General features: G+C 65.8%; 22 protein-coding genes and 3 tRNA genes. 19 read left to right on the top strand and 6 right to left on the bottom strand.

Annotated features, from left to right (window positions below):
* Positions 1-102: 102 nt before the first annotated feature.
* The 5 genes from dusB (at position 103) to MNQ99_RS12940 (ending at position 5,262) form a co-directional block, all read left to right on the top strand.
* Positions 103-1,284 (top strand): tRNA dihydrouridine synthase DusB, encoded by a 1,182-nt coding sequence (gene dusB, locus MNQ99_RS12960; protein ID WP_127511788.1) that lies wholly within the window; start codon positions 103-105, stop codon positions 1,282-1,284.
* Positions 1,268-2,572, top strand: coding sequence for a deoxyguanosinetriphosphate triphosphohydrolase (locus MNQ99_RS12955; protein WP_241913214.1), 1,305 nt, complete (start codon positions 1,268-1,270; stop codon positions 2,570-2,572). Before dusB ends, MNQ99_RS12955 begins: the two co-directional genes overlap by 17 nt.
* A gap of 108 nt (positions 2,573-2,680) precedes the next feature.
* Positions 2,681-4,792 (top strand): DNA primase, encoded by a 2,112-nt coding sequence (gene dnaG, locus MNQ99_RS12950; RefSeq protein ID WP_241913213.1) that lies wholly within the window; start codon positions 2,681-2,683, stop codon positions 4,790-4,792.
* A gap of 142 nt (positions 4,793-4,934) precedes the next feature.
* Positions 4,935-5,007: transfer RNA gene (locus MNQ99_RS12945), tRNA-Asn, on the top strand.
* A 182-nt stretch (positions 5,008-5,189) separates the two neighbouring features.
* Positions 5,190-5,262, top strand: a tRNA-Asn gene (locus tag MNQ99_RS12940).
* Positions 5,263-5,308: 46 nt separating this feature from the next.
* On the opposite strand, the gene MNQ99_RS12935 is transcribed toward MNQ99_RS12940, so the two are convergent.
* Positions 5,309-6,730, bottom strand: coding sequence for a GH1 family beta-glucosidase (locus MNQ99_RS12935; RefSeq protein WP_241913212.1), 1,422 nt, complete (start codon positions 6,728-6,730; stop codon positions 5,309-5,311).
* A gap of 205 nt (positions 6,731-6,935) precedes the next feature.
* Here MNQ99_RS12935 and MNQ99_RS12930 point away from each other — a divergent pair, with 205 nt between their 5' ends.
* The 6 genes from MNQ99_RS12930 (at position 6,936) to MNQ99_RS12905 (ending at position 13,021) form a co-directional block, all read left to right on the top strand.
* Positions 6,936-7,718 (top strand): phage holin family protein, encoded by a 783-nt coding sequence (locus MNQ99_RS12930; RefSeq protein WP_241913211.1) that lies wholly within the window; start codon positions 6,936-6,938, stop codon positions 7,716-7,718.
* Between the two features lie 91 nt (positions 7,719-7,809).
* Entirely contained in the window at positions 7,810-8,439 is a 630-nt protein-coding gene (locus MNQ99_RS12925) for a CDP-alcohol phosphatidyltransferase family protein (protein ID WP_241913210.1), read from the top strand.
* Between the two features lie 42 nt (positions 8,440-8,481).
* Entirely contained in the window at positions 8,482-9,396 is a 915-nt protein-coding gene (locus tag MNQ99_RS12920) for a DMT family transporter (RefSeq protein WP_127511783.1), read from the top strand.
* Between the two features lie 55 nt (positions 9,397-9,451).
* Positions 9,452-10,648 carry a glycosyltransferase gene (locus tag MNQ99_RS12915; protein WP_241913209.1) on the top strand — a complete coding sequence of 399 codons (1,197 nt, stop codon included), beginning with the start codon at positions 9,452-9,454 and terminating at the stop codon, positions 10,646-10,648.
* Positions 10,649-10,712: 64 nt separating this feature from the next.
* Positions 10,713-10,786 (top strand) — tRNA-Ile (locus MNQ99_RS12910).
* Between the two features lie 1,044 nt (positions 10,787-11,830).
* Entirely contained in the window at positions 11,831-13,021 is a 1,191-nt protein-coding gene (locus tag MNQ99_RS12905; protein WP_241913208.1) for an acyl-CoA dehydrogenase family protein, read from the top strand.
* Here MNQ99_RS12905 and MNQ99_RS12900 read toward each other — a convergent pair.
* Positions 13,018-13,527: a M23 family metallopeptidase gene (locus MNQ99_RS12900; protein WP_422387460.1), complete on the bottom strand. Its 510-nt coding sequence runs from the start codon at positions 13,525-13,527 to the stop codon at positions 13,018-13,020. The genes MNQ99_RS12905 and MNQ99_RS12900 overlap by 4 nt on opposite strands.
* Before the next feature lie 377 nt (positions 13,528-13,904).
* Here MNQ99_RS12900 and rpsB point away from each other — a divergent pair, with 377 nt between their 5' ends.
* The 6 genes from rpsB (at position 13,905) to MNQ99_RS12870 (ending at position 18,954) form a co-directional block, all read left to right on the top strand.
* Positions 13,905-14,822 carry a 30S ribosomal protein S2 gene (rpsB, locus tag MNQ99_RS12895; protein WP_241913207.1) on the top strand — a complete coding sequence of 306 codons (918 nt, stop codon included), beginning with the start codon at positions 13,905-13,907 and terminating at the stop codon, positions 14,820-14,822.
* Between the two features lie 118 nt (positions 14,823-14,940).
* Positions 14,941-15,780 (top strand): translation elongation factor Ts, encoded by an 840-nt coding sequence (gene tsf, locus MNQ99_RS12890; RefSeq protein WP_241913206.1) that lies wholly within the window; start codon positions 14,941-14,943, stop codon positions 15,778-15,780.
* Positions 15,781-15,948: 168 nt separating this feature from the next.
* Entirely contained in the window at positions 15,949-16,689 is a 741-nt protein-coding gene (gene pyrH / locus MNQ99_RS12885) for a UMP kinase (protein WP_127511776.1), read from the top strand.
* 94 nt (positions 16,690-16,783) lie between these two features.
* On the top strand, positions 16,784-17,341 hold the full coding sequence (frr, locus tag MNQ99_RS12880) for a ribosome recycling factor (RefSeq protein WP_127511775.1): 558 nt from the start codon (positions 16,784-16,786) through the stop codon (positions 17,339-17,341).
* Positions 17,341-18,267, top strand: a complete 927-nt coding sequence (locus MNQ99_RS12875) for a phosphatidate cytidylyltransferase (protein ID WP_127511774.1) — start codon at positions 17,341-17,343, stop codon at positions 18,265-18,267. Before frr ends, MNQ99_RS12875 begins: the two co-directional genes overlap by 1 nt.
* Positions 18,268-18,363: 96 nt before the next feature.
* Positions 18,364-18,954 carry a DivIVA domain-containing protein gene (locus MNQ99_RS12870; RefSeq protein ID WP_241913204.1) on the top strand — a complete coding sequence of 197 codons (591 nt, stop codon included), beginning with the start codon at positions 18,364-18,366 and terminating at the stop codon, positions 18,952-18,954.
* Between the two features lie 35 nt (positions 18,955-18,989).
* Here the strand turns inward: MNQ99_RS12870 and MNQ99_RS12865 are convergent, their stop codons facing one another.
* Genes MNQ99_RS12865 through MNQ99_RS12850 form a run of 4 tightly spaced genes read right to left on the bottom strand, consistent with a single transcriptional unit; the run spans position 18,990 to position 22,967 of the window.
* Positions 18,990-20,504 (bottom strand): sodium/solute symporter, encoded by a 1,515-nt coding sequence (locus MNQ99_RS12865; RefSeq protein WP_127511772.1) that lies wholly within the window; start codon positions 20,502-20,504, stop codon positions 18,990-18,992.
* Positions 20,501-20,980 (bottom strand): hypothetical protein, encoded by a 480-nt coding sequence (locus MNQ99_RS12860; RefSeq protein ID WP_338423095.1) that lies wholly within the window; start codon positions 20,978-20,980, stop codon positions 20,501-20,503. The genes MNQ99_RS12865 and MNQ99_RS12860 overlap by 4 nt, the downstream gene beginning before the upstream one ends.
* Positions 20,977-21,699 (bottom strand): LytR/AlgR family response regulator transcription factor, encoded by a 723-nt coding sequence (locus MNQ99_RS12855; protein WP_127511771.1) that lies wholly within the window; start codon positions 21,697-21,699, stop codon positions 20,977-20,979. The genes MNQ99_RS12860 and MNQ99_RS12855 overlap by 4 nt, the downstream gene beginning before the upstream one ends.
* A gap of 53 nt (positions 21,700-21,752) precedes the next feature.
* Positions 21,753-22,967 (bottom strand): sensor histidine kinase, encoded by a 1,215-nt coding sequence (locus MNQ99_RS12850; protein WP_241913203.1) that lies wholly within the window; start codon positions 22,965-22,967, stop codon positions 21,753-21,755.
* Positions 22,968-23,146: 179 nt separating this feature from the next.
* Between MNQ99_RS12850 and MNQ99_RS12845 the strand changes: the two genes are divergently transcribed.
* Both MNQ99_RS12845 and MNQ99_RS12840 read left to right on the top strand, forming a co-directional pair.
* Positions 23,147-23,515: a DUF485 domain-containing protein gene (locus MNQ99_RS12845; RefSeq protein ID WP_241913202.1), complete on the top strand. Its 369-nt coding sequence runs from the start codon at positions 23,147-23,149 to the stop codon at positions 23,513-23,515.
* Positions 23,512-25,137: a solute symporter family protein gene (locus MNQ99_RS12840; protein WP_241913201.1), complete on the top strand. Its 1,626-nt coding sequence runs from the start codon at positions 23,512-23,514 to the stop codon at positions 25,135-25,137. Before MNQ99_RS12845 ends, MNQ99_RS12840 begins: the two co-directional genes overlap by 4 nt.
* Positions 25,138-25,211: the final 74 nt, after the last annotated feature.

Genomic DNA, 25,211 nt, shown 5'->3' with positions numbered 1-25,211 from the left:
ACGCCGGCTCTCTGCCGGCGCCCGGGCCCTTATCGCCCCTGCGGTGGTCCACAGGCGTAGGGCCGGTAACGCGGATTTGCCCGGTTTTGAGAGAATGGACGGGTGACACTTACCGCTGCATCCGAATCGGCCGCCAAGCTTGAGCTCCCGCCGCTCAAACTCGGGCCGATCACCGTCGACACCCCCGTAGTCCTGGCTCCGATGGCCGGCATTACCAACAAGGCGTTCCGCCGGCTCTGCCGCGAGTACGGCGGCGGCCTCTACGTGGCGGAAATGGTCACCTCCCGAGCGCTCGTCGAACGCAACCGCGAGTCGATGCGGATCATCTCGCATGACGAGGATGAGGACGTGCGCTCCGTCCAGCTGTACGGTGTGGATCCCAAGACGGTGGGTGCCGCCGTCCGGCTGCTGGTGCAGGAAGACCGCGCCGACCACATCGATTTGAACTTTGGCTGCCCGGTGCCCAAAGTCACCCGGCGCGGCGGCGGTTCCGCGCTCCCGTGGAAAACCGAGCTGTTCACCGCGATCATCCAGGCCGCTACGCGCGAGGCCGCCAAGGGCAACGTGCCGTTGACCATCAAGATGCGCAAGGGGATCGACGACGACCACCTCACCTTTATCGAGGCCGGGAAGATCGCCCGCGACGCCGGCGTGGCCGCCGTCGCTCTGCACGGCCGCACGGCCAGCCAGTTCTATTCAGGCCAAGCGGACTGGAACGCCATTGCCGAACTGCGCGAGGCGCTGCCGGACGTCCCGGTGCTGGGCAACGGAGACATCTGGAGCGCCGAGGACGCGGTGCGGATGGTAAAGCAGACCGGGGTGGACGGCGTCGTCGTGGGCCGTGGCTGCCAGGGCCGTCCCTGGCTGTTCGGCGATCTGCAGGCGGCCTTCGAGGGCACGGACAATCGTTTCCGCCCGGGGCTGAAGGATGTTGCGGACAGTTTTTACCGGCACGCCGAGCTGCTGGTGGATTATTTCGAGGACGAAGGAAAGGCGCTGCGGGATATCCGCAAGCATGTGGCCTGGTACTTCAAGGGGTACTCGGTGGGCGGCGAACTGCGGGCCGCGCTGGCCCAGGTGCCCACGCTCGAGGTGCTCCGCGAGCTGCTGGCCGAGCTGGACGCCGATGCGCCCTACCCGGGGGCAGATGCCGAGGGGCCCCGGGGCCGCGCCGGTTCGCCCAAGCGCCCGGCGCTGCCGGACGGCTGGCTCTCCAGCCGGGAACTGAACGCGGACCACAAGGCGATGATCGCCGCGGCCGAGCTGGATGTCTCCGGTGGCTGAGGCACGTACCGGCCACCCGGCGCCACCTACGCCGGGATACACGGACTTCGACCAGGAACGCTGGTACGCGGAGGAACCGAAGAGTACCTACCGCACGCAGTTCGAACGGGACCGTGCCCGGGTACTTCACTCGTCGGCGCTGCGCCGCCTGGGCGCCAAGACGCAGGTGGTGTCCCCGGACACGGACGATTTTGTCCGGACCCGGCTGACCCACAGCCTGGAGGTGGCGCAGGTGGGCCGTGAACTGGGCCGCACGCTGGGCTGCGACCCGGACGTGGTGGACGCGGCCTGCCTCTCCCACGACCTTGGTCATCCTCCGTTTGGCCACAACGGGGAGACCGCGCTCAACGCGGCCGCGCATGCCATCGGCGGATTCGAGGGCAACGCACAAACGCTTCGGCTGCTCACCCGGCTGGAGCCGAAGATCCTGCGCCCGGACGGCTCTCCGGCCGGCCTGAACCTGACCCGGGCCAGTCTGGACGCGGCCTGCAAGTACCCGTGGTCTGCGGACGACGCGCCGGTCATCCACGGCAAACGGACCAGCAAATTCGGCGCCTACGAGGACGACCTTCCCGTCTTCAACTGGCTGCGCCAAGGAGCCGCCGAGCGCCGCTCCTGCCTGGAAGCCCAGGTGATGGATCTGGCCGACGACATCTCCTACTCGGTGCACGACGTCGAAGACGCCATCGTGGCCGGGCGTCTCCAGCTCAAGTGGCTGGACAGCGCTGACACCCGCAGCCGGGTGATCGGCTATACCCAGCAGTGGTATCTTCCCACCAGCGACGCGCAGGAAGTGGGCGACGCCCTCACCCGGCTGGAGCAATCCGGTGTCTGGGTGCGCGAGGCGGACGGCAGCCGCAAGGCGATGGCCGCGCTGAAGGACATGACCAGCCAGTTGATCGGCCGTTTCTGCTCCAGCGCGATGGAGGCCACCCGCTCCATCTACGGCCCGCAGCAGTTGACGCGCTACGAGGCTGAGCTGGTGGTGCCGCAGGGGACCGCCACCGAGATCGCGGTGATGAAGGGGCTGGCCACCACGTTCGTGATGACCACGGAGCTGCGCCAGCCGGTCTACGAGCACCAGCAGGAAATCCTGCACGATCTGGTCAGCGAGCTCCACGCTACCGGGGAGAAGCATTTGGAAGAGCCCTTTGCCTCCGATTGGCGGGATGCCGACGACGACGGCGCCCGCCTGCGCGTGGTGATCGATCAGATCGCCTCGCTCACGGATGTATCCGCGCTGGCGCTGCACGAACGCCTGATGGGGGCCCACCGGACGCTGCTCTGATGCTGCGCACTCCCGAGCCGTCCTCCACAGGGGCTCGCCGGAGCTCCGCCGTCACCAGCCTGCGGGGGGAGGAGCCGTCGATTTGGCGCTGCTGCATAACATAGGACTATGGCCGGACTGATTAAACGTGAAGACATCGATGAAGTCCGCCAGCGTACCGACATCAAGGAAGTCGTCGACGGCTACGTCACGCTGAAGTCGGCGGGCATCGGCTCCTTCAAGGGCCTGTGCCCCTTCCACGACGAGCGTTCGCCGTCGTTCCATGTCCGTCCGCAGGTGGGGACCTACCATTGCTTCGGCTGCGGCGAAGGCGGGGACGTCATTTCGTTCCTGCAGAAGATGGACCACACCACGTTCTCCGAGACCGTGGAGAAGCTCGCTCACCGGATCAACTTCACGCTGCGGTACGAAGACGGTGGCACCGGCCCGCGCCGGGAAGACGTCGGCAAGCGGCAGCGGCTGCTGGATGCGCATAAAGTTGCCGCTGAGTTCTTCCGGGAGCAATTGCAGACCCCGGGCGCTGCCGCGGCGCGGGAGTTCCTGTCCGGGCGCGGCTTCGACCAGGCAGCTGCGGAGCATTTTGCCGTGGGCTACGCCCCGCAGGGCTGGGACGGTCTGCTCAAGCACCTGACCGGCCGCGGCTTCACCCAGGACGAACTGCGCCTGACCGGCATGTTCTCCGGCGGGGATGGATCCGATGGCAGGAACAGCCGGATCTACGACCGTTTCCGCGGCCGGCTGATCTGGCCCATCCGCGATCTGACCGGTGCGACCATTGGCTTTGGTGCCCGCAAGCTGTACGAGGACGATCAGGGACCCAAGTACTTGAACACCCCGGAGACGGCGCTCTACAAGAAGTCGCAGGTCCTCTACGGGATTGACCTGGCCAAGCGGGACATCGCCCGCAGCCGCCAGCTGGTGGTCGTGGAGGGATACACGGATGTGATGGCTTGCCACCTCTCCCGAATCCAGACGGCCGTGGCGACGTGCGGTACCTCCTTCGGAACTGAGCACATCAAGATCGCCAGGCGCCTGCTGTCCGATGATGGGACCGGCGGCGAAGTGATCTTCACCTTCGACGGTGACGAGGCCGGCCAGAAGGCCGCGCTGCGGGCTTTCGAAGAAGACCAGCGCTTTGTCGCCCAGACCTATGTTGCGGTGGAGCCCAACGGCGCGGACCCCTGCGACCTGCGCCTCAGCCACGGCGAAGGCGCGGTGCGCGAACTGATCAGTTCCCGCCGCCCGTTGTTCGAGTTCGCCATCAAGGCCACGCTGAAGAAGTTCAACCTGGAGACCGTCGAGGGACGGGTCTCGGCGCTGCGGGCCGCCGCGCCGGTGGTTGCCGACATCAAGGACCCGGCGATGCGGCCGGGCTACTCGCGTGAGCTTGCCGGCTGGCTGGGCATGGACGTTGATGATGTCGCCCGGGCGGTGGCCGGTGCCGTCAAACGTGGTCACTCCGGGGCCGCCGGGAAGACAGGCCGCGAGCGGGACCCACAGGGCCGCGGGCAGGAATCGAACCGCAGCGTGCAGCAATCTCCGGGACGGGACTGGCAGGGCAACAACCGACCGTCAGACCGGGAGGGGGGATGGGGCACGCCCGCTCCTTCCCGGCAGCAACCGAACGGCCGTGCCGGGGCGCCCTATGGCCAGGCAGCGCAACACTCCTACAGCGACGGCGGCCATCACGGCGGCGATCCTTCCTACGGGCCGGAATCCGGCCAGGTTCCCGCACCTGCACCGGCCTACCCGAGACCTGACCTGCGGGACCCCGTCGTCCGGCTGGAACATCAAGCGCTGGAGGTGGCCATCCAGCAACCCGGCCTCCTCGATGCGAACCAATGGGAACAGTTCATGCAGGCCCGCTTCCTGGCACCCATGCACGTGGCCGTTCACGGCGCCGTGCGGGCGGCCGGCGTGTCCGGTGCCACCCCGTCGCAGTGGGTGGAGACCATCCGCCAAGAGGTGCCGGAGGAACTGCGCAGCTTCGTCTCCGAGCTGGCTGTCACGCCGCTGCCGGCACAGAACGACGACGGCCTGCGGCTGTATTGCCGGGGGATCCTCAACCGGCTGCAGGACCTGCAGATCACCCACCTGAAGGCCGACAAGCTGGGCCAATTGCAGCGGATGGATCCATCCGCAGATCCCGCGGACTTCCAGCGGATCAACCGAGAACTCATGGAACTGGAGATGCAGCGCCGGGCGCTCCGCTCGGAATAGGAACGGGGCGGCAGGCCGGCGGCTAGGGCCAGCGGTGTTAGGCGTGCCACAAGTCGCCTTCTCGGCTGCCCACGATTGGCAAGTTCCGGGCTGCATTGAGTATGCTGTTTGAGGTCAAACCGCCGATCGCGGATGACTGCTTTCCCCCGTAGCTCAATTGGCAGAGCATTCGACTGTTAATCGAAGGGTTACTGGTTCGAGTCCAGTCGGGGGAGCGGATACGCCGAATCCCCGTCTTCAGCCGAAGGCGGGGATTCGTTGCCTTCTGGCCCAGCCCTGTGATCATCTGCCGGCCTCCTCGGCGGGTCCTGTGGGGCACGGCCCGCCTGCCGTGCCGAGGGATCAGGTTTCGATTTCTCTCTGTGTCGGCGTACTGCTAGAGTTTTATTCGCTTCATTCCCCCGTAGCTCAATTGGCAGAGCATTCGACTGTTAATCGAAGGGTTACTGGTTCGAGTCCAGTCGGGGGAGCTCAAGGAAAAAGATCCCGCACCGTTGACCGGTTGCGGGATCTTTTTTATGGCGCGGTATGTATTTGGTTGCTGGCCGCGACCTGCGCATACCAGCGCCCGCTGTCCTTGACCGTCCGCTCCAAGGTGTTGTAGTCCACCCGGGTTAGCCCGAAGCGTTTGTCGTAGCCCCAGGCCCACTCGAAGTTATCCATCAGGGACCAGCCGAAGTAGCCCTGAAGATCCACGCCGGCTTGGATCGCGCGATGGCATTGAATGATGTGGGCGCGCAGGAACTCGAGTCGCTGCGGGTCGTGGACTGCGCCGTCGCCGGCGACCTCGTCATCGAAGGCCGCGCCGTTCTCCGTGATGTAGAGCGCGGTCCCGGCCGGTCCGCTGTATTCGTCCTGCAGTCGCAGGAGCAGCCGGTACAGACCCTCGGGTTGGACTTCCCAACCCATCGCCGTCGTCGGAAGGCCGCGGGAAACAGAACTGACATGGTCGGCTGCGGGAAAGGCCGGCGCTACCGGGCGCTCCACCGGGGCGGCATGGGCGTTTTCGGCATCCTCACGCGGATGGCCGGTCACCGCTTCACCGTGGTAGTAGTTGACCCCCAGTGTGTGGATCCGGCTCCGGATCAGGTCCAGGTCTCCGTCCCGGATCTTGGCGTCCAGCCCGTACTTCTCCACATCCGCCAGAAAATCGGGCGGATACGACCCGTGGAAGATCGGGTCGAGGAAAGCGCGGTTGAACTGCCCGTCGATGCGGCGGGCGGCATCGACGTCGAACTCGTCGTCCGGGTCCAGGGGATCCGCCACCGTGAAGTTCAGTGTCAGGCCGAGCTTTGCGTCCGGATCGCGGCGGCGCAGTTCGTCGACCACCAGGCCGTGACCGAGGAGCAGGTGGTGCATGGCGGCCAGAGCCTGGGGCTGGGACTGTATGCCAGGTGCATGGACTCCTGAACCGTAGCCCAGGAAAGCCGAGCACCACGGCTCATTGAGCGTGGTCCAGACCCGCACCCGGTCCCCGAGTGCCTCATGGACGATTAGCGCATACTCCGCGAAGCGGTAGGCCGTGTCCCGGTTGGCCCACCCGCCCTGTTCCTGCAGTGCCTGCGGCAGGTCCCAGTGGTAGAGGGTGAGCCAGGGCTTGATGCCCGCGGCGCACAGTTCATTCACGAGCCTCGAATAAAAATCCAGACCGGCCGGATTCACCGCTGCGTCGTCCGGCTTGATCCGCGGCCATGAGGTGGAGAACCGGTAGGCGCCCAGATTCAGCGAGGACATCAGGGCAACGTCCTCGCGGTACCGGTGGTAGTGGTCGCATGCTGTCCCGCCGGTCTGGCCACCGACTACGGCTCCGGGCATTCTGCAGAAGGCATCCCAGATTGAATCGGTACGGCCGTCCTGGTCCGACGCGCCTTCAACCTGATACGCCGCCGTTGCCGCGCCCCAAAGGAATCTCTTCGGAAACTGCAGGACCTTGCTCATAGGTTGATCTCCCGGCGGGGTGCGGACACGGACTGCCTGCCAGCCTAGAGGGCGCGGCAAACGAACGTAAGCGTTTACTCATATTTTTTGTCCCACGGCACTTCTATGAATGTCCTCCCTACGACTGAGGAGCTGAGCTGGGGCAGAATGATAATTTGATGGTGTGGACACTCGCGCACTACCGACAATGATGGAGGCAGAGCCCATGACCGGTCCGGAAGGCCCTAGGAGCACCGCAACCGGTGCGAAGATGTCGACGGTGGAACTGGCACGGCTTGCAGGCCAACTGACACCCCGCCAGCTCCAGGACGAATTCTCGCTGGCCCTGCTCGAACTCAAAGGCAAGGGCGTCAAGGTCGGCGTTGCCGCCGGGATCCTCCTGGTGGCCGTGGTGTTCATGGTCTCCATGGCCATCTCCATCTTGGTGGCGGCGATCATGGGGCTGGCGCTCGTCATGCCTGCGTGGCTGGCGGCGCTGATCGTGGCGGCGGTGTTCCTGGTCGCGGGAAGCATTCTGGCACTGATCGGATACTCGGCGATGAAGAGGACCATGCCCCTCCTGCCGGCCGAAGCCATCCGTGGCGTCAGGTACGACGTCGGTGTGCTGCGTGAGGGCAGCAGCTTCGATCCGGCGACGTTGGAGGAGAAGCCGGAGAAGGAGGCCAAGCCGGAGAAGGCGGAGCGGGAGGAACCCAAGCCGCCGGCTCCGACGCTGGAGGAACTCCGTGCCCGCACGTCCGAACGCCGCGACCATCTGGCGACCCTCAGGGACGATCTCGGCCGCCGGGTCGACCCCCGTCCCCGGGCGGAGCAGGCCAAGGCCCGCGCGAAGCATGCAGCAGATGCCGCCACCGAGCGGCTGGTGGCCGGTGCGGACTCGGTCGGCGAGGCCGCCCCGGAGTTGAAGGAGCGCTGGAAGCCGCTGGCCGCGCTGGCAGTCTCGCTGACGGCGCTGGGCGTCATGCTCCGGCGGTTGCTGCACAAATAACGAATGCAGTGATGCCGCACAGCGGCATGGCAGCCGGCTGCAGCGTAGCCGGCTGCCAAGCGTGGAACGACGGCTGAGGGGAGGGACAGCGTTGAGGATTATCGGTGCCGGGACGCGGCGCGACTTCGAGTACCGTGAACTGCACACGTTCTGGACCATCCCGAACCTCATCACGGTACTGCGCTTCCTGGCGGTGCCCCTGTTCGTCTGGTACATCGCCCGCGAGGCATACGGTGCTGCCACCATCACACTGGTGGTGCTGGGCTCCACGGACTGGGTTGACGGCTATATCGCGCGGCGCTTCAACCAGGTGTCCTCCGTCGGAAAATGGCTGGACCCGGTCGCCGACCGGTTGGCGCTCATCATCGTGGCCATCACCTTCGTTGCTGCAGGCATTGCACCGTGGTGGCTGTTGCTGTCCATCATCATTCCGGATGCCATCCTGCTGGTGTTCTCGCTGATCCTTTTCCATGGCAGCCCGGATCTTCCCGTCACGAACATCGGCAAGATCCGCACCGCGTTGCTCCTGGTGGGGACTCCACTGCTGCTGCTCCACAGGGTTGAAGGCTTTGGCCACGACTGGCTTTTGGCAGTGGCTTACATCATCCTGGCTGCGGGGTGCGCCGGCCATGTCCTCGCCTGGTTCGGTTATATGCGGGCGGCGTGGCGGAAATACAAGGCCCTGCGGGCCGCCGCCGGGGACGGGCCAAGCCGTGGTTGAGCCGCGATCGGTCCAGCACCAGGCCTCTGCTGATGGGGCCTCATGGTCTGGTTAGCGATCCTCTGCGCCCTGCTCGGTGCCTTCTTCCTCGCGCTCGGAACGCAGCGCCAAGCCAGTGCTGTGCAAGCCAACACGGGCGGCCTGGCCATGAGTGTCTCCGGCTTGCTCCGGATGCTCCGCAACCCGCGCTGGGTTCTGGGCCTGTTGATGTTGGCCGTCGGCATGGGGCTGAACGTCTTCGCCTTGGTCAGCGCACCGCTGACCGTGGTGCAGCCGATCGGCGCCATTGCCTTGGTGATCACCACCATCATCAATTCCAAGGACCAGGGGATCCGGCTCAACCGGATCACCGTGGTGGCGATCTCGGCCTGCGTGGCAGGCAGCGCCGTCTTCGTCCTGCTGGCCGTCAACGTCACCGGCGAAAGCCATCAGGTGCGGCCAGATGAGGAACTCTCGGCCGTGCTGCTGCTGGCGGTTGTCGTTGCCGTCTTTCTCACGCTGGAACTGATGTTCCGGCACCGGCTTAATGCCTTCGCTTACATCCTGGGCGCCGGCATGCTCTTCGGTTTCGTTGCCGTACTGGTGCGGATCATCGGCCTGCGGTTGCTGGAGCCGGGCGGCGGCTTCATCGCCAACGTGCCTATTTACACCGTTATAGCTGTTGCGGCCGCAGGCGGCTTGGGATCCTGGTTTGTGCAGAGTGCCTACGCCAGCGGGCCGCCGGATCTGGTGATCGCCGGGCTGACCGTGATTGATCCGGTGGTGGGCATCTCGATCGGCATTTTCATCCTCGGGGAACTCCGGCCCGACGTCGAGCCGGTCTTCGCGATCGGCATGGTGGGAGCGGGATTGGTTGCTATTGTAGGGGTCATCGCCCTCTCGAGGCACCATCCCGACGTCCTGCAGAAACAAGAAGAAGCCCGGCGCCGGGCCCAAGCCTCGGGCAAGAAACCGTAGGGCCCAAGCGCCGATGAAGAAAACTGTCACAACGAACCAAGGAGTCCTGCCGCAGGTGAGCGACGACATCGGACCTAAACCCCTGAAGATCCTGATTGCTGCCGATACCTATCCGCCGGACGTCAACGGAGCGGCGGTTTTCGGATTCCGTTTGGCCACAGCGATGACTAAACGCGGACACAGCGTGGACATCATCGCCGGGAGAAGCGACAAGGGCCCGACCTTCGTGGAACAGCGTCCGGAGGCCCAGGTGCACCGGCTGCGGTCGCACTCGGTGCCGACGCATGAGACGTGGCGCATCTGCCTGCCTTGGGAAATCAAGCGCGACATCAAGCGGATCTTCGATGAGGTGCAGCCGGATGTGGTGCACATCCAGTGCCATTACATGATTGGACAGGCCACCATCGCCGAAGCGGTGCGCCGCGGCATCCGCACCATTGCCACCAACCACTTCATGCCGGAGAACCTGGAGCCGTTCCTGCCATTCCCGCAGTGGTTCCTGAACATCGTGGCCAAGAATTCGTGGCGCGACATGGGCAAGATCATGGGCAAGGCCGCCGTTGTCACGACGCCGACTCCGCTGGCCGCCAAGGCGATGCGTGACCATGCCTTCTTGCACAAGGTGCTGCCCCTGTCTAACGGTATCGATGCCGCTGCCTATGAATTGGCGCCGGGGGAGAGTATCGACAAACCGGAGCACCCGACGGTGTTGTTCGCGGGTCGGCTTGCCGTGGAGAAAAACGTGGATACGTTGATCGAGTCGCTGGCCATGACGGACCCCGCGCTGAATGTCCAGCTCGAAATAGTCGGCGACGGCGACGAGCGGAAAAACCTCGAAGACAGGGTTGCCGCCATGGGGCTAGGCCGACGGGTTTCCTTCCTGGGCCATGTCGACGACGACGAGCTGCGACGGGCGTACCTGCGCGCTACTGTTTTTTGCCAACCGGGGACCGCGGAACTGCAGTCCCTGGTGTCGCTGGAGGCCATGTCCGCCAGCAAACCGGTGGTGCTGGCCAATGCCATGGCCTTGCCGCACCTCGTGGAGGACGGAGTCAACGGGTACTTGTTTGCTCCCCGCGACCCTGCTGACCTGGCGGCCAAGCTCAATGCGGTCCTCGGGCAGAGTCCGGCGCAGATCGAGGCGATGGGGGAGGCAAGCCATGCGAAGGCGGTGCGGCACGGCATCGACGAGACCATGGACACCTTTGAGCGGCTCTACCGTGGCGGTTCTGCGGACGACTTTCTTAACTAGTCCGGCCTGACGGTCAGTGCCAGTTTCAACATCGTGGCCTGCATTCAGTAACATCGTAGGGCACGGGGCGGTAGCTCAGTCGGTTAGAGCAAACGACTCATAATCGTTCGGTCGTGGGTTCAAGCCCCACCCGCCCTACAGTATGCATACGGACCGGGTCCGGGAGCCAGCGCTCCTGGCCCGGTCCGTTCTCATGGGCAGTCGACGGTCGACGGAAGGCAGCAGGCGCGCTCCACGGCAACGGTGCCCAGTCACAGAAATGTGCGGACCAACGGGTGGCTCCCGCTGTTCCGCACACGTGGTCCAGAGTCTTACTCCGGGTGGCTAGTGCCTGTTGGCCTAATCGTAGTGGTGGCCGTTGTCGCAGTCCCTGTACCAGCCGTGATGCCAGTGATCGTGATGGCGGTACCAGCCATATTCCCAATCGCACCGGTCGTGATGCCGACGGTCTCCGCGGTCTCTGCGATCTCGGTCTCTGCGGTCTCGGTCTCCGCGGTCGCCCCGGTCTCCGCGGTCGCCCCGGTCGCCCCGGTCGCCCCGGTCGGGATTGTAGTTATTGGTCGACACGCTTTGAACCGTGCTCGCCGACGCAGGAGCGGCAGTCATTGCCAAGCCCGTGAAGCCGAATGCAGCAACGAGCAGAGAAGACCCGACAATGCGCAGCTTTGTGTTGTACATGGTGTATCTCTTTTCCAGGTTTTACTTCTACAGCGAAGGGTTCTGCGCTGTAGTTCCGGACAAGAAAAACGCTACTCAGCCCTGTGGTGTGCATAACCCATGCAGGCATTTGTTACGTGGTGAACCGTCGCGACACGCCGGGGATGAAACACTCGGTTAATCGTGCGACCGCGGCCGGGAGAGGCGCTAACAAGCCTGTCGGCATGGTTGCTAAAGCGCACGAAGCCCGTCCGAATATTAACGTTCTATCAGGCAACCTCCGGCACTCATTGGCCTGTGCTCCAAGGACCCCCGGTGCGCGCTCCGCCCGTGTGCCCAAGCCCTCCACTGGAAGAAGAGGGGGGCGGCCGGCCGATGGATGAGAAGAACGCGTACCGCCTCAGGGCAGAAGGGGGTGAAACCGTTGCTTGGGGACTCGTTCTTGCGCTATGTTACTGCTCAGTAACTTCGCGGCGTCCGCGTGCAATCTGCACCGGCGCCTGCCTGACTGAAAAGGAAGCCACTATGGGCCAGCGCGACATCGATCCGAACGACCTTCCCTACGCCGACGGAGACTTCTATGCCTTCGAGTCGCTGCTCTCTGAGGCGGAACGTACACGGCTACGCGATGTACGCGACTGGCTGGCCAAGGAAGTCCGTCCGATCGCCGTCGACTGTTGGAACCGGGCTGAGTTCCCGATGGAAATCATTCCGAAGCTGGCGCAACTGGACATGGTCAGCCCGGTCCGTCGGCAGGGCTACTCGAATCTGTTCGCCGGCCTCATGCACGCGGAATTCACCCGGGCGGACACCTCCATCGCCACATTTATGGGAGTCCATGACGGGCTGTTCACCGGATCAATTGAAGCGCTAGCGTCGAAAGAACAGCAGGACGCTTGGCTGCCGGACATCTATGCCATGAAGAAGATCGGCGCCTTCGGCCTGACGGAACCGCTGGGCGGTTCCGACGTCGCAGGCGGGACCCGCACCACGGCCCAGCGCGACGGCGACAACTGGATCCTGAACGGCGCCAAGCGCTGGATCGGCAACGCGACCTTCTCCGATTGGGTGGTCATCTACGCCCGCGACGTGGCCGACAATCAGGTGAAGGGCTTCCTGGTGGACACCTCTACGCCCGGATACACCGCGACGAAAATCGAGAACAAGATCAGCCTGCGGACGGTGCAAAACGCAGACATCACCCTGAAGAACTTGGTGGTCTCCGATGACTTCCATCTCAAGGGCGCCAACAGCTTCCGGGACACCAACAAGGTTCTGAAGGTAACCCGGCTCGGGGTGGCCTGGCAGGCGGTGGGGCAGCAACTGGCCGCCTTCGATGTGGCGCGGCGCTATGCAGTGGAGCGGTACCAGTTCGGAAAGCCGCTGGCATCGTTCCAACTGGTGCAGGATCAATTGGTCCAGATCCTCGGCAATGCGGTGGCCTCGATGGGCATGATGGTCCGCTTGGCGCAGATGGAGGACGCCGGCCAAGCCAAGGACGAACACTCCGCGCTGGCCAAGGCGTTCACTACCGCGCGGATGCGCGAAAGCGTGGCCCTGGGCCGCGGAATCCTGGGCGGCAACGGCATCGTGGCCGACTATGAGATGGCCAAGATCTTTGCCGACGCCGAAGCCATCTACTCCTACGAAGGGACCCACGAAATCAATTCCCTGGTCACCGGACGAGCTATTACCGGGCTGGCAGCGTTCGTCTAACCGTCCGGGACCGGCAGCAACACCGACGGCCGCAGGTCCATGACGAACTGCAAGGGGTTGATATAGGTCTCGCCGCGTCGCACGCCCCAGTGCAAACAGGCGGACGGGCAATGTCCGCTTTCGGCGACCTGTCCTACCGGATCGCCCGCGGAGACGGCGTCGCCGGCCTGCAGTTCGGACACCACCGCCAGCAAGCTGCTGCGCAGCCCGTTGCCATGGTCCACCGTGATCACCCGGCGGTCCACGACCCAGCCGGAGAAACTGATCCGGCCGTCGGCGGGGGAGAGCACCGTGGTCCCTGCCGGAACGGCCAAATCGACCCCGCGATGGCCGCTCAACCACGGCTCAGGCGGAGGGTCGAAGCTGCGCAGCACGGCGGGTGCCGGCGCGACGGGCCAGTTCCACGGCGGATTGGCTGTGTCGGCGGCCGGGGCGGCTGGACCGGCCACCAGCAGCAACATGGCTAAGGCCGCGGCGGCTGTGCAGCGAGTGAAGGGTGGGTTCATGCCACCCATCGTCACCGCAGGCGCAGGCTCGGTGGCGGCGCCCGCCCGCAGTGTGCGCAAATCCGCTGGGGCTGGCGGCTGTGGAGGACTGGAACGGGCGGGAGCGGGTCGCCTCCTGTAGTACACTGGGCGAAGCAGTTTTCCGTCCGTGACCCATGTCCGGACAGAGGCTGACTACGCGTGTCTGAAATCCACCGTCGCAAATTTGCTGCGATGGAATGTGCCCAGGCGGTCCGGAAACCCGGTCCGGGCGCATGCACCGCCGTCCAGGCGGGGCCGACAGATGCCAGGAGCTTCGCCCGCCGGGCGAGAAGCTAATAACCGTCTATGAGGCAGCAGACCAGGCACAGCCGGATGCTGCCGGAAGGAGTGACGACATGCCAGTCGTTACCATGCGCCAGCTGCTCGACAGCGGCGTGCATTTCGGTCACCAGACCCGCCGTTGGAACCCGAAGATGAAGCGCTTCATCTTCACCGAGCGCAACGGCATCTACATCATCGACCTGCAGCAGTCGCTGTCCTACATCGACCGCGCCTACGAGTTCGTCAAGGCCACTGTTGCCCACGGCGGCACCGTGCTCTTCGTTGGTACCAAGAAGCAGGCTCAGGAAGCCATCGCCGAGCAGGCCACCCGTGTTGGCCAGCCGTACGTCAACCAGCGTTGGCTCGGCGGCATGATGACCAACTTCCAGACCGTCTCCAAGCGCATCCAGCGCCTGAAGGAACTCGAAGAGATCAACTTCGACGACGTCGCCGCCTCCAGCCACACCAAGAAGGAACTGCTCCTGCTGCAGCGCGAGAAGAACAAGCTCGAAACCACGCTGGGCGGCATCCGCAACCTCACCAAGACCCCCTCGGTCATCTGGATTGTGGACACCAAGAAGGAACACCTGGCCGTCGACGAGGCCCAGAAGCTCGGCATTCCCGTTGTGGCCATCCTGGACACCAACTGCGATCCTGACGAAGTCGACTTCCCGATCCCGGGCAACGACGACGCCATCCGCTCCGTCAACCTGCTGACCCGCGTGGTCGCCGACGCCGTTGCCGAGGGCCTCATCGCCCGTAACAACCGCGCCGCCGGCAACGCCGAAGCTCCGGCCGAGCCGATGGCCGAGTGGGAGCGCGAACTGCTCGAGGGCGCGACTGAAGCGCCGGCCGCTGAAGCACCGGCCGCCGAAGCACCGGCAGCCGAAGCGCCGGCAGCCGAGGCACCGGCCGCTGACGATGCCGCCGCCGAAGCACCGGCTGCTGAAGCCCCGGCTGCCGACGCACCCGCCGCGGACACCGAGAAGTAAATCCGACTCAACCGGCGGCGCCTTGTGCGCCGCCGGACTTCCGCTGGCGGCCGGGCCCATTGATGGCCCGCCGCCAGCGGCACCGCACACTACGTATTACGGGAGGACTGGAGTCCAAATGGCGAACTACACCGCTGCTGATATCAAGGCCCTGCGCGAGCGCACCGGCGCCGGCATGATGGATGTCAAGAAGGCCCTGGACGAGGCCAATGGAGATGCCGAGAAGGCCATTGAGCTGATCCGCATCAAGGGTCTGAAGGGCGCCACCAAGCGCGAAGGCCGCTCCACCGCCGAAGGCCTGGTTGCTGCCAAGGTCATCGACGGAACCGTCGGTGTCATGATCGAGGTCAACTGCGAGACCGACTTCGTCGCCAAGTCCGCCAAGTTCATTGAACTCGCTGACAAGGTACTGGCCGTGGCCGTTGAATCAGGTGCCGCCGACATCGAGGCGCTGCTGGCGGCAAACGCCGACGGCAAGCCGCTGGGCGACGTCGTCGTCGAAGAAGGTGCTGTGCTGGGCGAAAAGGTCGTCGTCCGTCGCGTGGCCCGCGTCGAAGGCAAGACCGTCGATGCTTACCTGCACAAGACGTCCAAGGACCTGCCGGCTCAGGTTGGCGTCCTCTTCGCTGTCGACGGCGAAGGTGACTCGGCCTTCGAGGCCGCCCACGACGTTGCCGTGCACAGCGCTGCCTTCGCGCCGACCTACCTGACCCGCGAGGAGGTCCCGGCCGAGACGGTGGAGAACGAACGCCGCATCGCCGAAGAGACCGCACGCGCCGAGGGCAAGCCCGAGGCCGCGCTCACCAAGATCGTCGAAGGCCGGCTGAACGGTTTCTTCAAGGAGATCGTGCTGCTGGACCAGCCGTTTGCCAAGGACCCGAAGAAGTCCGTCGGCAAGGTGCTGGAAGAGGCCGGCGTCAACGCAACCGCCGTTGCCCGCTTCCGCGTTGGAGCGTAACCTCGGTCCAACCGCCACGGCGAACTGACTGATTTCAATGACGAGGGGGTGGTCACCAACCGGTGACCGCCCCTTTTTCATGTCGGATCAGCAGCTGTCCGCACCGCGCGGCAGCCGCTAAGCCTTCACGTTATCTTTCCCCCAGAACCACGCACGCCGGGAGGCACCATGGAATCCCAGACCACCCAGACCACCACCGATACCGTCAAGCGCCGCCGTGTGCTGCTGAAGCTGTCCGGCGAAGTGTTTGGCGGAGGCAAGCTCGGCGTCGACCCTGACACCGTCCGCGGCATCGCCAAGCAAATCGCCGCCACCGTGGAGCAGGTGGAAGTTGCTATCGTCGTTGGCGGCGGCAACTTCTTCCGCGGGGCCGAGCTCTCGACGTCGGGCATGGACCGCTCCCGGGCCGACTACATGGGCATGCTCGGCACCGTGATGAACTGCCTGGCCCTGCAGGACTTCCTCGAGCAGGCCGGCGTTGACACCCGCGTGCAGAGCGCCATCACCATGGGTCAGGTCGCAGAGGCCTACATTCCGCGCCGGGCCATCCGGCACATGGAAAAGGGCCGCGTGGTCATTTTCGGCGCGGGCGCGGGATTGCCCTATTTCTCCACGGACACCGTGGCCGCCCAGCGTGCACTCGAGGTGCACGCCGACGTCGTCCTGATGGCCAAGAACGGCGTGGACGGCGTCTACACGGCGGATCCCAAGAAGGACCCGGCTGCCGAAAAGCTGGACACCTTGACCTACGACGAAGCCATGCGCCGGAACATCCGGGTCATGGACCAGACCGCCTTCAGCCTGTGCCGCGACAACAAGCTCTCCATGGTGGTCTTCGGGATGGAGGGCGAAGGCAACGTGACGCGCGCTATTTTGGGCGAGCAGATCGGCACCTACGTCACCGCCTGACGGTCGCCGGCCCAGCGGCCGGATAGCCTAGGATGGAAAGCAGAGCCAGGACCGCGGACCCCGCGGAGTGAACGAAGGACGTGAAGGAGAGACCGTGATAGACGAGACGCTGCGCGAAGCTGCCGAAAAGATGGACAAAGCAGTCGAAGTGGCCAAGGAAGATTTCGCCACCATTCGCACCGGCCGCGCCAATCCGTCCCTGTTTTCCAAGGTCACGGTGGACTATTACGGTTCGCCGACCCCGCTGCAGCAGCTGGCGTCCTTCCAAAACCCTGAGCCCCGCACGCTGCTGATCACCCCTTACGACAAGGCGGCGCTGAACGATATCGAGAAGGCCCTGCGCGAATCCGACGTGGGCGCCAATCCGGCCAACGACGGCGTGGTGATCCGCGTGGTCCTGCCCGAGCTGACCCAGGAACGCCGCAAGGAGTACGTCAAGGTCGTCCGGGGCAAGGCCGAGGATGCCAAGGTCTCCATCCGCAACATCCGCCGCAAGGCGATGGACACCATCGGCAAGATGGTCAAGGACGGCGACGTCGGCGAAGACGAGGGCAACCGGGCCGAAAAGGACCTGGACGCCAAGACCAAGTCGCACACGGACAACGTGGACGAGCTTCTCAAGCGCAAGGAAGCCGAGCTGCTCGAGGTCTGATGAGTACGGACCAGCCTCAACCCGTGGCTGGCGGTTCGCCGACTCCGGCGGCTGGTCCGGGATCGCCGCCGGGCGGGTCCGGCCGGCGTGCGCTGCGTGCCGCCGCCAAGCCTTCCCGCGCCGGACGCAACCTGCCGGCAGCCATCGCCGTCGGACTCGCGCTGATGGCTGTTGTCCTCGTGGGGCTTTTCCTCCTGCCCAGTACGCTCGTCGTGCTGGTAGCGGGGTTCTCCGCCGTCGGGGTGTGGGAGGTTTCCCGGGCCCTGACGGTGAAGAACATCAAGGTGCCGCTGCCCCCGCTCTTCGCGGGCGCCCTGGCCATGCCGGTGGCCGCCTATTACGGCGGACCGGAAGGGCTGGCCTTCGCGCTGGTGGTGACGTGCGCTGCCCTGATGGTGTGGAAGTGCCTGGACAGTACCGACGGCGCGGTCCGCAGCGTGCTCAGCGGTACCTTCATCCTTTGCTGGGTGCCGTTCTTCATCAGCTTTGCCCTGCTGTTGCTGCTGGAGGAATCTGGGGCCCTGAAGGTTGCCACCATGCTGCTGTTGGTGGTCTCCAACGACACCTTCGGCTACATCGTGGGCGTGCTGTTCGGCAAGCATCCGATGGCGCCCAAGATCAGCCCCAAGAAGTCCTGGGAAGGTTTTGCCGGTTCGGTCAGCGGTGCCATCCTCGTCGGCATTCTGTGCTCGGTCCTCCTGCTGGACTTGCAGTGGTGGTTCGGGCTGGTGCTGGCGGTCGCCACTGTCGCCGCTTCCACCGTGGGCGACCTGGCCGAATCCATGGTCAAGCGCGAACTGGGCATCAAGGACATGAGCAACATCCTGCCGGGCCACGGCGGGGTGATGGACCGGCTGGATTCCATCGTGTTTGCCGCTCCGGTCGCGTACTTGCTGGCTTCGCTGCTGGCGCCTGGAGCTGTGTAGGCGCGGGGGATGCCCCGGAATCCGCATCATTCCGGCATAGACTGGGCAGCGTAGACAAGCGAAACGTTTTGAAGGAACAGGAACTCACAGGACACCATGGCGCGACGAACCATTGAAGCCGACAAGGGCAGTGCCCCGTTCGACCATGTGGACCGACGGGACTTCGGCTACAACGCCCGCCAAGTGGACGACTTCCTCGGGCGTGCCCGGGAGTACTACAACAACCCCGAGCCCGACGACGTCCCAATCACCAGCCGCGATGTGCGGGCCATGACGTTCGATCCGGCCAAGGGCGGTTACGACCCGCGTGCCGTGGATGCCGCGCTCGACCGGTTGGAGGACGTTTTCGCCCAGCGGGAACGCGACGCGCTGATCAGGCGTGAGGGCGAGCAAGCGTGGCTGACGCAGATTGGCCGCACGTCTGCGATGCTGCGCGCCAGGCTGCACCGCGCCCCCGGAGAACGCTTCCGCCGCCCCACGAAGCGGAATGCCGTGAGCTATGACATCGAGGATGTGGACGCACTCTGCGTGGAACTGCTGGGCTACTTTGAGCACGACCAGCCGATGAGCGTGGACGTGGTCCGCCGGGCGGTGTTCCGTGAAGCCAAGGGCAAAGACGGTTACGAGGAAAACCAGGTGGATGCCTTCCTGGACGGCGTGGTCGAACTGATGGCCTCAATCGACTAACCAACCCGGCGGGCCGGGTCTAATCGCGGGCCGGGTCAATTCGCGGGGCCGGACTTCCCGGACCGGAACACCGGATCCCGGACTTCCGTACGTTCGGGGGTGTGCAGCCGCGCCATCACACGGGCAACCGTAGCCGGCCTGCGCCTAGGGGTGGCCCGGGAAACCACCACGGTGACCAAGAAGGCAGCCGGGACGGTCCACGCTGCCGGCTGTCCCAGCGGCTCGGCCCAGCCGCCCAGGGCCGGCCCGGCCACGGTGGCCGCCAGCAGCGAACCGCCACAGAGCACGGCTCCGGACACCATGCCTGCAATGGCCCCGATGTCAGTGAGCCCGCGCCACCAGATGCCCAGCAGCAGCAACGGGCAGATGGTCGACGCGGTGAAGGCAAACACCGCGCCGACGCTGCCGGCCAAGCCCAGCGATTCGGTGCCCATCGCAATGCCCAGCGGGACGATGGCCGACAACACCGCGGCCAGCCGGAACCCCTTGACACTGCCACGGAACAGGTCCTGGCTGACCACCCCGGCCAGCGACACCACCAGCCCGGACGTGGTGGAGAGGAACGCGGCGAAGGCTCCCGCCACCACGCAGGCGCTCAAGAGGTCGCCGGCCAGCCCGTCCACAATCCGCCCCGGCAACAGCAGCACCGTCGCGTCGGACTGGCCTCCGCCCGCAAGCCGGGGCGTATGCAGGCGGCCGAGCACGCCGTAGATGGTGGGGAAGAGGTAGAACAGCGCCAGCAGGCCCAGCACCAGCTGCGTGGTGCGGCGGGCCGCGGCGCCGTCGGGGTTGGTATAGAAGCGAACCAACACATGCGGCAGGCCCAGGGTGCCGAAGAGCAGCGCGACGATCAGCGAGATATTCCGGTACAGCGATGCATCACCGGAGACGTCCAGCGCCGGGTCGAAGGCCGCGCCGCCACCGGTGGGCGATTGGCCCGAACCGGTGAGGACCAGCAGGATGAAGACCACCGGGACGGCCAACGCGGTGAGTTTGAGCCAGTACTGGAAGGCCTGCACAAAGGTGATGGAGCGCATGCCGCCGGTCACCACCGACAGCACCACCACGACGACGACGATGAGGGCGCCGGCCCAGCCCGGCAGGCCGGTTGCGATGCGCATGGTGAGTGCGGCGCCGTGCAGCTGCGGAACTATATAGAGCCAGCCGACCGCTACCACTAAGAGGCTGGTCACGCGCCGGGCAGCGGTGGAATCGAGCCGGGCCGCGGCGAAGTCCGGAATGGTGTAGGCGCCGGAGCGGCGAAGCGGCGCGGACACGAACAGCAGCAGCATCAGATAGCCGGCGGTATAGCCGACGGGGAACCACAGGGCATCGATGCCCGAGATCAGGATCAGGCCGGCCACGCCCAGGAAGCTGGCGGCTGAGATGTATTCACCGCCGATGGCTGAGGCGTTCCACCAAGGCTTGACCGTCCGCGAGGCGACATAAAAGTCACCGGTAGTCCGGGAAATCCGGAGCCCGTAGATGCCAATGAGCACGGTGGCGGCGCACACCGCTGCCACCGCTGCCAGACCGACGGCCGTGTTCACTGCTTGGCCCCCGGCTCGGTCCAGTCTGCCGTCAGGTCGCGGAATTTGCGCTCGTTGCGCGCAGCGGCACGGTTGTACAGCGCGGCGCAGGCCAGAATGACCGGGTAGATCCCGATGCCCAGCAGCAGCCAGGGGAGCGGGATGGTGGCGATTGTCAGGGTGGCCGTGACAGGCACCAGCGCGATCAGGACTGCGACGCCCAGCAGGATCAGACCGAAGCCGGCCGCCACGACGACGGCCAGGCGCAGTTGCGAACGGACCAAGGACCGGACGAAGAGCTCGCCGATTTCGGACTGCTCGGCCAGCTCATGGGAGAAGGTGTAGGCACCCGGCGGCTGGGGTGCGGCCGACCGGGGCGCCACCACCCGGACCCGCTGTCGGAAGCCGCCCGAGGCGAGCCCGGCATCGCCGTCGGGCAGCGGCGCGCCGCCGTCGGGCAGCGGGGCAGCTTCGCCACTGTCCGGGCCACCGCTCATCCTCGGGGCCTGACCCGGGTGGCTTCCAGCTTGTCCCGGACGGCGGGCAGGTGCCGCCGGCTGACCGGCAGTTCGGCTCCGCCAACCAGGACACTGGCCCTGCCGGCGCTCATCCGCATCTGCTGGATCTGGTCCATCGCCACCAGGTAGGACCGATGGATCCGGATGTAGCCGGCGTCGGCCCACTGGCGTTCCAGGTCATTTAGCGGGACGCGGATCAGGTAGCTCGCCTCGGCCGTGTGCAGCCGGGCGTAGTCGCCCTGGGCCTGCACGTACTTGATCTCGTCGCGCCGGATCATCTTGGTGATGCCGCCCTGGTCCACGGTGATGACTTCCGGCTTGGCCGCGGCCCCGTCTTCCATCAGTTCGCAGATCCGGCGCACCGACTCCGCCAGCCGGTCTGCGCGCACCGGCTTGAGCAGATAGTCCACGGCGGCCAGTTCGAACGCCTGCAGCGCCTTGTCCTCGTCGGCGGTCACGAACACGACGGCGGGCGGGCGGCTGAAGCGTGAAATCACCTTGGCGATGTCCAGCCCGGTCAGTGCCGGCATGTGGATGTCGAGGAAGAGCGCATCGACGTCGTGGCGCTCCAGGGCGCGGAGCGCTTCGGCCCCGCTGGTGGCTTTGTGGATTTCCCCGATCCGGGAATCCTGCGCCAGCAAGTATGCCAGGGCCTCGACGGCGGGGGCTTCGTCATCGGCGACAACCACATTGACCATGGGCCACAGTCTATTAGCCTGAGGCGGCCCATGCGGCTCCGCCCCGGGCAGGCTTATTCCACCCGGTTGCCGGGTTGGAACTTCGGCACGCGCAGGGTGACAAGCGTACCGGCGCCGGGGGCCGTGTCGATGACCAGGCCGTGTTCTTCGCCGTAGACCTGCCGCAGCCTCACATCAACGTTGCGCAGGCCCACGTGGTCGCCCTCGGTGTGGCCGGCCAGCACGGCGCGCAGCCGCTCCGGGTCCATGCCCACGCCGTCGTCTTCTATGGTCACCTCGGCGTAGGCGCCCGCGTCTTGGGCGGTGATGGTGATCCGGCCGGGGCCTTCCTTGGCTTCCAGCCCGTGCCGCACCGCGTTCTCCACCAGCGGCTGCAGGGACAGGAACGGGATCACGGTGCTGAGGACCTCCGGACCGATCTGCAGGCTGACCTTGAGCCGGTCGCCGAACCGGGCACGTTCCAGCAGCAGGTAGCGGTCGATTGACTTCAGCTCCTCGGCCAGCGTGGTGAAGTCCCCGTGTCGGCGGAAGGAGTAACGGGTGAAGTCGGCGAACTCGATCACCAGGTCCCGCGCGCGCGCAGGATCGGTGAGGATGTAGGACGCGATGGCATTCAGCGCGTTGTAGATGAAGTGCGGGCTGATCTGGGCCCGGAGTGCCTTGACCTCGGCCTCCATCAACAGGGTTCGCGAGGTGTCCAGCTCGGCGAGCTCGATCTGTGTGGCCACCCAGGCCGCGACTTCGGTGGTTGCCCGCACCAGCGAAGCCGCCACGTGGCCGGTATAGGCGCCGACGGTGCCCACCACGCGGTCCTGGACCCGGATCGGGGCGAAGACTGCCTCTTGCAGCCCGTGCCGGGCGCCGGCATCCGGCGGGACCCGGCCCTCCGGCAGCAACTGGCTGCCGCGGAAGACCTGCGTGCGTCCCGACGTCATTGTTTTGCCGGCCAGCCGCAGGGCCGATTCCGGGGGCTGGCCGGCCCCGTCCCAGCCCAGCACATCGTCCGGGCCGGTCAGGACCAGGACGTCGGAGCCCAGCAAGCCGCGCAGATGCCTGCTGGCCTTGGCCGCGCCGGCCGGCGTCAGCCCGGAGCGCAGGTACTGTCCGGCGAGTCCGGCGGTGTGGAGCGTGGCGTAGGTTGCGCGGTCGGCCTCGGAACCAAGGTCCCGGTACGAACGAGTCAGCTTGAACCCCACCAGCGCAATCACCGCCACGGCCACGACGGCGATGGCGGCGATGATCGCGATGTCCACGGCCGGGCTGAGCATGCTGACAAGCCTAGCGGCAGGCCCGATCTGCGGCCTGCAGTTCGGCGCAGATGAGCGCCATTCACCGCAGCCGTTGAACCGTTGAGCGATGCGCCCCGCACGTCGGCTGGCCTGCGGAACCGCCAGCTAGCAGAGTGATCGCAGTCACACCCCGCGTGTGCCCGAATGAGGAGGAAAAGATGGGTAACGACCCCAACCCGGACGCCGGCACCGCCGCGGCCGTGGACTTCCAGGTGGTCCAGGACAGTCCGGAGTTCACCGAACTCCGCAAGCGCCACCGTTCGTTTGTTTTCCCCATGGCAGTGGCCTTCCTGCTGTGGTATTTCGCCTATGTGCTGTTGGCCGACTATGCGCACGACTTCATGTCCACCAAGCTCTGGGGCAACATCAACGTCGGCCTGGTGCTGGGCCTGCTGCAGTTCGTGAGCACCTTCGCCATCACCACCTGGTACGTCCGCTACGCGAACAAGAAGCTGGACCCGATCGCCACTGACATCCGCCACAGCCTCGAAGACGAGGGTGTCGGCCTACCGGAGGACACCAAATGAGGCACGCCGTGAACATTCCGCTGGCCGTCACGGCGGATGACATCAAGGATTCCACCTGGATCAACATCCTGATCTTCGCCCTGTTTGTGGGCGTGACCCTGGTGGTGGTGCTCCGGGCCAGCCGGAACAACAAGACCGCGGCCGACTACTACGCGGCGGGCCGGTCCTTCAGCGGCGGCCAGAACGGTACCGCCATTGCCGGCGACTACCTCTCGGCGGCGTCGTTCCTGGGCATCTGCGGCGCGATCGCGATCAACGGGTACGACGGCTTCCTGTATTCGATCGGCTTCCTGGTGGCCTGGCTGGTGGCGCTGCTGCTGGTGGCCGAGCTGCTGCGCAACACCGGCAAGTTCACCATGGCCGACGTGCTCTCCTTCCGGCTGCGGCAGCGCCCGGTGCGGATTGCCGCGGCCATCACCACGCTGGCCGTGTGCTTCTTCTACCTGCTGGCGCAGATGGCCGGAGCCGGCGCCCTGGTCTCGCTGCTGATCGGCATTGACTCCAGGCTAGGACAGTCCCTGGTGATCACCGTCGTCGGCGCGTTGATGATCCTCTACGTACTGGTCGGCGGCATGAAGGGCACCACCTGGGTCCAGATCATCAAGGCCTGCCTGCTGATCGCAGGTGCGTTCATCATGACCGTTTGGGTGCTGGCACTGCACGGCTTCAACCTGTCCGAACTGCTGGGTGCCGCCGTGGAAACCGCCGGCAACCCCCAGCTGCTCAACCCGGGCCTGCAGTACGGCGTCTCGGAGGCATCCAAGCTGGACTTCATCTCGCTGGCGCTGGCCCTGGTGCTGGGCACCGCGGCCCTGCCGCACGTGCTGATGCGCTTCTACACCGTGCCCACGGCCAAGGAAGCCCGCAGGTCCGTGGTCTGGGCCATCTGGCTGATCGGCGCGTTCTACCTGTTCACCCTGGTGCTGGGCTACGGCGCCGCGGCGCTGATCGGTCCGGAAGCCATCAAGAGCGCCCCGGGCGGGGTCAACTCCGCCGCACCGCTGCTGGCCTTTGCACTGGGCGGTCCGGTGCTGCTGGGCCTGATCTCGGCAGTCGCCTTCGCCACCATCCTGGCGGTGGTGGCCGGGCTGACCATCACTGCAGCCGCCTCCTTCGCGCACGATATCTACGCGAACGTGGTGCGCAAGGGCCAGGTCGACTCGGCAGGCGAGGTCAAGGTGGCCCGCCGCACCGTGGTGGTCATCGGCGTCGTCTCCATCCTCGGCGGAATCGGCGCACAGGGCCAGAATGTGGCGTTCCTGGTGGCGCTGGCCTTCGCGGTGGCCGCCTCGGCCAACCTGCCCACCATTGTCTACTCGCTGTTCTGGAAGCGCTTCACCACCCAGGGTGCGGTGTGGAGCATGTACGGCGGCCTCGGCGCGGCCATCGTCCTGATCGTGTTCTCCCCGGTGGTCTCCGGGAAGGAGACGTCGATGATCCCCAGCGCGGACTTCGCCATCTTCGGACTGAACAACCCGGGCATCGTCTCCATCCCGCTCGCGTTCTTCCTGGGCTGGCTGGGAACCGTGCTGGACAAGAACCGCGAGGATGCATCCAAGCAGGCCGAGATGGAGGTCCGTTCGCTCACCGGCGTCGGTGCCGAGAAGGCGGTGGACCACTAGAACAACGACGGCGGTGCGCACCGGCCCCGGTGACCCGCCATCCAGCCACGCGGGCCCGGCCGATGACGGACGGG

Origin of the sequence: Arthrobacter sulfonylureivorans (assembly GCF_022637435.1) — a bacterium.
GTDB lineage: Bacteria > Actinomycetota > Actinomycetes > Actinomycetales > Micrococcaceae > Crystallibacter > Crystallibacter sulfonylureivorans.
Note: the sequence above shows the minus strand (reverse complement) of the source record. Positions and strands in the feature narration are given on the sequence as shown.